At 71.5% G+C, this 6,423-nt stretch carries 7 protein-coding genes; 2 read left to right on the forward strand and 5 right to left on the reverse strand.

The window, feature by feature from the left end:
* Window positions 1-150 precede the first annotated feature (150 nt).
* From AC2W7J_RS14340 to AC2W7J_RS14360, 5 genes are all read right to left on the reverse strand, one after another.
* The gene (locus AC2W7J_RS14340; protein WP_485983202.1) at window positions 151-1,434 is read right to left on the reverse strand and encodes an MFS transporter; all 1,284 of its coding nucleotides are present in this window, start codon (window positions 1,432-1,434) and stop codon (window positions 151-153) included.
* Entirely contained in the window at window positions 1,431-1,877 is a 447-nt protein-coding gene (locus tag AC2W7J_RS14345) for a MarR family winged helix-turn-helix transcriptional regulator (RefSeq protein ID WP_421008191.1), read from the reverse strand. The genes AC2W7J_RS14340 and AC2W7J_RS14345 overlap by 4 nt, the downstream gene beginning before the upstream one ends.
* 103 nt (window positions 1,878-1,980) lie before the next feature.
* Complete coding sequence (locus AC2W7J_RS14350; RefSeq protein WP_485983204.1) at window positions 1,981-3,465, reverse strand: NCS2 family permease; 1,485 nt, start codon at window positions 3,463-3,465, stop codon at window positions 1,981-1,983.
* On the reverse strand, window positions 3,462-4,202 hold the full coding sequence (locus AC2W7J_RS14355; RefSeq protein ID WP_485983206.1) for a DUF3027 domain-containing protein: 741 nt from the start codon (window positions 4,200-4,202) through the stop codon (window positions 3,462-3,464). The genes AC2W7J_RS14350 and AC2W7J_RS14355 overlap by 4 nt, the downstream gene beginning before the upstream one ends.
* A gap of 1 nt (window position 4,203) precedes the next feature.
* Window positions 4,204-4,599: a cold-shock protein gene (locus AC2W7J_RS14360; RefSeq protein WP_255185191.1), complete on the reverse strand. Its 396-nt coding sequence runs from the start codon at window positions 4,597-4,599 to the stop codon at window positions 4,204-4,206.
* A 126-nt stretch (window positions 4,600-4,725) separates the two neighbouring features.
* Here AC2W7J_RS14360 and AC2W7J_RS14365 point away from each other — a divergent pair, with 126 nt between their 5' ends.
* Together AC2W7J_RS14365 and AC2W7J_RS14370 are read left to right on the forward strand one after the other, a co-directional pair.
* Window positions 4,726-6,036 (forward strand): MFS transporter, encoded by a 1,311-nt coding sequence (locus AC2W7J_RS14365; protein ID WP_485983208.1) that lies wholly within the window; start codon window positions 4,726-4,728, stop codon window positions 6,034-6,036.
* A 14-nt stretch (window positions 6,037-6,050) separates the two neighbouring features.
* Complete coding sequence (locus AC2W7J_RS14370; RefSeq protein ID WP_485983210.1) at window positions 6,051-6,332, forward strand: hypothetical protein; 282 nt, start codon at window positions 6,051-6,053, stop codon at window positions 6,330-6,332.
* Window positions 6,333-6,423: the final 91 nt, after the last annotated feature.

The following is a 6,423-nucleotide window of genomic DNA, read 5'->3' on the forward strand; positions in this document are numbered from 1 at the left end:
CGCTGCTCGACGCGCCCGGCCGATGCCCCGTCCGCGGCCGGGTTTTCCGGCGACCGTGCCGTAGGCAGGCTCAGAGGAAGGCCGAGAGGACCGCGACGAGGACGAGCGAGCCGAGTACGAGCCAGGTCATGACCCGGCGAAACCGCGGGGTCATCGGGCGGCCTCGGGGACGTCGTGGGTCGGGGTCGAGAGCACCCGCACGCGCGGGCGGCGCTGGCTGGAGTAGGTCACCTCGACATTCTCGTGCCGACCGAGCCAGATCGACACCACCACGAGCGTGATCCCGACCGCGGCCGCCCCGATGCCGATCGTCCAGCGCGGGCCGAGGACGTCGCCGATCCAGCCGATGATCGGGGCGCCGAGCGGCGTGCCGCCGAAGAAGATCGCCATGTAGAGGGCCATGACCCGGCCACGCATCGTCGCCTCGGTGCGCATCTGGACCATGGCGTTGGCCGTCGTCATCGCCGTGAGCGCGGTCAGGCCGCACGCGGCGAGCGCGACGGCGAAGGTCGCGTAGGTCGGGGCGAGGGCGGCGCCGGTCGCGGCGAAGGTGAAGCCGACGAGCGAGAGCAGCAGCACCCGCAGGCGCGGCTCGCTGCGGCGGGCGGCGAGGAGCGCGGCGCTCAGCGAGCCGATCGCCATGACCGAGCCGAGCAGGCCGTACTCCTCCGCACCCTTGTCGAAGACCTGGGTCGCCATGAGCGCGATGGTGATCTGGAAGTTCATGCCGAAGGTGCCCAGGACGAAGATCAGCACCATGACGAGGACGATGTCGGGGCGACCGCGCACGTAGCGCAGGCCCTCGAGCGCCGACCCGCGGCCGGTCACCCGAGGCGCCGGGGTCAGCTCGCTCGCCCGCATCGACAGCAGCGCGATGATCACGGTGACGAAGGACAGCGAGTTGACGAGCAGCGCCTGCCCGGAGCCGATGCCGGCGATGACCAGACCCGCGACGGCCGGGCCGATGAGCCGGCCGAGGTTGAAGGAGGCGCTGTTGAGTGCCACGGCATTGCTCAGCCGCTCGCGCGGCACCATCTCGGAGACGAAGGTCTGCCGCGTGGGGTTGTCGAAGGCGGTCGCGATGCCGGTGACGAGGGCCAGCAGGTAGAAGTGCCACAGCGCTGCGGTGCCGGTGACGACGAGGAGACCGCCGGCGAGCGCGGCGAGGCCGAGCGCGGCCTGGGTGATGAGGAGCAGCACCCGCTTCGGGTAGCGGTCGACCACCGCTCCGGTCCACGGCGCGAGCACGAGCATCGGCAGGAACTGCAGACCGGTGACGATGCCGAGCGCGCTCGCCGAGTGGTCGGTCAGCTCGGTGAGGACGACCCAGTCCTGCGCGACGCGGCCCATCCAGGTGCCGACGTTGGAGATGATCGCGCCGAGGGCGTAGATGCGGTAGTTGCGGATCGACAGGGAGGCGAAGGTCGGGCTCATCGGGCCGCGATCCCCCGCAGGATCGTGGTCGCGGCCTGGAGCGTCGCCTGGTCGGCCCCCGACAGCTCGGCGACCCGCTCGGTCATCCACTTGTCCCGGCGGCGGCGGGTCTCGGTGAGGGCCTCGCGCCCGTCGGCCGTCAGCTCGACGAGGACCCGGCGCCCGTCCTCCGGGTCGTCGTGGCGCTCGACGAGCCCCTCGTCGGCGAGGCAGCCGACGGTGCGCGTCATGCTCGGGGCCGAGACCTTCTCGATGTCGGCGAGGGCCCGCGGGGTCAGGGGGCCGTCCTCGAGCCGGGCGAGGACGGAGAACTGGTGCGGCGCGATGACGTCGACGCTCTCGAAGCGGACCCGCCGGCTGATCCGCATGCACGCCAGTCGCAGGTCCTCGCTGAGCGCGCTCACCCCGTCGTCACCCAGCTGGGCCACCTCGTGATCTGCCACGGCTCTCCCTTCGTCCGACAACAAGTTAGCACAACTCATTACCTGTGCTAACTAAATGGTCAAAAGGAACCCTGCAGGACCCGGTCTGAGGGTTCGAAGGGGGTCACTCGACGCCGAGGATCCCCTTGATCGGGTCGATGCCGAAGTAGAGGACGAAGAGCGCGGCGACGAGCCACATCAGCGGGTGGATCGTCGCGGCACGACCGCGCACCACCTTGATGAAGACATAGCTGACGAAGCCGGCGCCGATGCCCGCGGTGATCGAGTAGGTGAAGGGCATGAGGATGATCGTCAGGAAGGCCGGGATGGCGATCTCGAGGTCGTCCCAGTCGATCTCCTTGACCTGCTGCATCATCAGGAATCCGACGAGCACCAGGGCCGGGGTCGCGGCCTCGTAGGGCACGACCGCGACGAGCGGCGAGAGGAAGGTCGCGAGCAGGAAGAGCACGCCCGTGACGACGGAGGCCAGGCCGGTACGGGCGCCCTCGCCGACACCGGAGGCGGACTCGATGTAGCTCGTGTTGGAGCTGACCGACGCGGCACCACCGGCGACCGCGGCGATCGAGTCGACGACGAGGATCCGCTGGCTGCCCGGCGGGTTGCCCTCCTCGTCGAGCAGGTCACCCTCGGCACCGACGGCGACCATCGTGCCCATCGTGTCGAAGAAGTCGGCGAGCAGGATCGTGAAGACGAGCAGGGCCGCCGAGACGACGCCGATCTTGCCGAAGGAGCCGAGGAGGCTGAAGTCGCCGAGCAGGCCGAAGTCCGGGGTCGCGACGAGCGAGTCCGGCAGGCTCGGCACGTTGAGCCCCCAGCCGGTGGGGTTGACCAGCTCGCCCTTGGCATTGGTCTGGCCGCCGATGTCGAAGACCGCCTCGACGACCATCGCGAGGATCGTCGTGCCGAGGATCCCGTAGAGGATCGCGCCCTTCACGCCACGCACGTGCAGCGTGATGATGATGAAGAGGCCGATGACGAAGACGAGGAGCGGCCAGCCAGCCAGGAAGCCGCCGACGCCGAGCTCACCCAGGGGACCCCCTTCGGCCTTGCGGACGAAGCCCGCGTCGACGAGGCCGACGACGGTGATGAAGAGACCGATGCCGACGCTGATCGCAGTCTTCAGCTGCGGCGGGACCGCGTGGAGCACCGCCTTGCGGAAGCCGGTGAGGACGAGCAGAAGGATGATCAGGCCCTCCAGGACGATCAGGCCCATCGCGTCGGCCCAGGTCATCTCCGGCAGCTTGGCGATGCCGAAGGCGACGAAGGCGTTGAGCCCCAGACCCGCGGCGAGCGCCAGCGGGTAGTTGGCCACGACACCCATGAGCAGCGTCATGACGCCGGCGACGAGCGCCGTGCAGGCCGCGACCATCGCGAGGTTGGGGCCGTCACCGCCACCGAGGAAGCCTCCGGTCGAGTCCTCCTGGGTGCCGATGATCAGGGGGTTGAGCACGACGATGTAGGCCATCGTGAAGAAGGTGGCGAAGCCGCCGCGGACCTCACGGCTGACCGTCGACCCCCGCTCGCTGATCTTGAAGAACCGCTCCAGGGCCGAGCCCTGCGTCGACGGACTGCCGGCGGTCGTGCTCACAGGGTCTCCAGGATCTCGTCGTCGAGGATCGGTTCGCCGACCTTCTCGGGCTCGGGGGCGGCCATGTCGACCTCGGAGTGGGCACCGCAGCCGTGGTCGCGGCTGACGACGCCGCCGTCGCTCGGGCTCCACTCGTTGGCGCAGACGCCGAAGACCGAGCGCAGCGCGCCCGCCATCGGCAGGAAGTAGCCGCAGCCGTCGCAGCGGGCCGGCGCCTTGACCGCGACCTCGGCGGTCGGTCCGTGCGCGCCGTCGTACCAGCGCTGGGCGGCCTGGTCGCGGCCCTCGGCGGACAGGACGCGGGGGCGGCCGAGGCCGAGCTCCCACAGGGCGACGGCATCGACGTCCTCCTCGCCCGTGGCCTCGAAGCCGGCCTCGAGGTTGGGGTCGTCCTCGATCTTGGGGGTCACGTCGCCGGGGCCGACGTCGCCGGGGGCGAGCCGGTCGGCCCACGGGAGCCACTCCGGCGACAGCAGCGCGTCGTCACCGGGGAGCAGCTGGGTCTCGCACACGGTCGCGCTCTTGGCACGGGGCGCGCGGGTCACGGTGACGGCCCAGTGCCAGCCGCCGTAGCCCGGCAGGGTCGCGGCGAACCAGTGCGTGCCGAGGCGGTCGGCGTCGAGGGTGAAGCCGACGTGCTCGCCGACGCCCTCCCCCTTCGTCGCCTCGAGCAGCTCGCGGCGGGGCCGGCTCGACGGCGGCCGCGAGCACGGGCGTCGGTCTTTGGCGCGTGCCATCTCAGCCCTCCAGGTCGTCGGCGATGCGGCGCAGGACCTGCGCGACCTTGGCGCCCTGGGCGCGCTCGGGGTAGCGGCCGCGGCGCAGGCCGTTGCCGACGTTGTCCAGCAGCTTGATGACGTCCTCGACGATCGCGGCCATGTCCTCGGCGCTCTTGCGGTCGCGCTGGCGCAGGTTGGAGGCGACGCTCGGCGGGGTGTCGAGGACCTTGACCGCCAGCGCCTGGGCGCCGCGGCGGCCCTCGACGACGCCGTAGTCCACGCGGGTACCGCCCTTGAGCGTCGTCGTGCCCTCGGGCAGGGCATTGGCGTGGAGGAAGATGTCCGCGCCGTCGTCCCCGGAGATGAAGCCGAAGCCCTTCTCCGCGTCGTACCACTTGACCTTGCCAGTGGGCACCGTGCACCTCTTGCTGTCTTACGAAAGTGTGTGGGCGCACGGGATCGTGCACCACCCCCAAGGCTAACCCGAGCAGGCCGAAACCCAGTGGTCGGCTGTCGGTGCCGTGGGGCAGCATTGCCCCTCGTGACCGCGCTGCCCAAGGACCTCCCCGCCGACGAGATCGGGTCCGGTCTGGCCGGCTTCTGGCGGGCGCTGCCGCGCGAAGGGAGGTTCCTCCTCTCCACGGTCGCGCTCCAGCACCTCGGCCGGGGCATGACCCTGCCCTTCACCGTGATCTACCTTCACGAGGTGCGGGGCTTCTCCCTCGACACCGCGGGCTCGATCATGGCGCTGCTCGCGCTGGTGGCCGCCCTCGCCGCGGCGCCCCTCGGCGCCCTCACCGACCGCCTCGGCGCCCGGTGGATGCTCATCGTCGCCGGCGTCTGCCAGAGCCTCGGCGCCGTCGCGCTGGCCTTCGCCACGAGCCTGCCGATCGCGGTCCTCGGCGCGGTCCTCATGGGGCTGTCGCAGAGCATCGGCTGGTCGGCGTCCAACACCTTCATCTCCGCACTGGTGCGAGGACCCCTGCGGCAGCGGTACTTCGGGGTCAACTTCGCCCTGCTCAACCTCGGCATCGGCGCCGGCGGGCTCATCGCCGGGGCCTTCGTCGACGTCACCCGGCCGGTGACCTTCGAGACGATCTTCCTCGTCGACGCCGTGCTCGTCCTCATCCCCGGCATCTGGCTGCTCGGCCCCCTTCGTCATGTGCACGCGCGGGCCGAGCGCCCCGACGACGACTCCGCGACCGCGAGCTACGCGACGGTCCTGCGCCTGCCCGGCATGCGCTGGGTGCTGCTGCTGGCGCTCGTCACGAGCTTCGTCGGCTACGGCCAGCTCGAGGCGGGCATCCCGGCCTTCGCGCACGGGGTGGCGCAGGTGAGCACGTCGGTCGTGGGGCTGGCCTTCGCCGCCAACACCGCCGTCATCGTCATGCTGCAGTTCTGGGTGCTCCAACGCATCGAGGGCCACCGGCGCACGCGCGTCGGCCTCGTCATGCTCGGCATCTGGGCCCTCGCGTGGCTGGCCCTCGGGCTGAGCGGCCAGCTCCCGGGCAGTCTGGCGGCCGCCGTGCTCGTCGTCGCCTTCCTCACCCTCTTCGGCCTCGGCGAGACCCTGCTGCAGCCGACGCTGCCCGCGATCACCAACGACATGGCGCCCGACCACCTGCGCGGGCGGGTCAACGCCGCGCAGTCCACGGCCTTCATGGCCGGCGGGGTGCTCGGACCGCTCGTCGCCGGGGTGCTCCTCGAGCGCGACCTGTCGACGACCTTCGTCCTCGTCGTCGTCGCGGGGCTCGTCCTCACGGCCTGGCTCTTCCTGCGGCTGGAGCGGATCATCAGCCCGACCGTCAACGGCCTGGCCGTGACCGCGACGGACGAGCAGCCCGTCCGCTGACATACCGTGGGTCGGTGCGTTCCCTCGCCGAGGACATCCGTCAGCGCTCCGACGCGGAGCTGACGGCACTGCTCGACCTCCGCCCGGACCTCGCCCGACCGCAGCCCGCCGACCTCACGGCCCTCGCCGCCCGGGCGAGCACCCGGGCGAGCACCGCCCGCGCCGTCGACCACCTCGACCTGCCGCACCTCACCGCCCTGCAGGCCTGCGCGATCGCCGGCTCCACGGACCCCGCGACGATCGCCCCTTCGTCGGGGTGGACGAGCAGGAGGCCGCCACCCTCGTCGACGACCTGACGACCGCGGCCCTGCTGTGGCGCTCCCCCGACGGACCGGCCCTGGTGCGCACCGTCACCGACGTGCTGGGGCCCCGCACCCCGCGGGCGCG

The organism is Janibacter sp. CFPM2_SD2 (assembly GCF_057364645.1).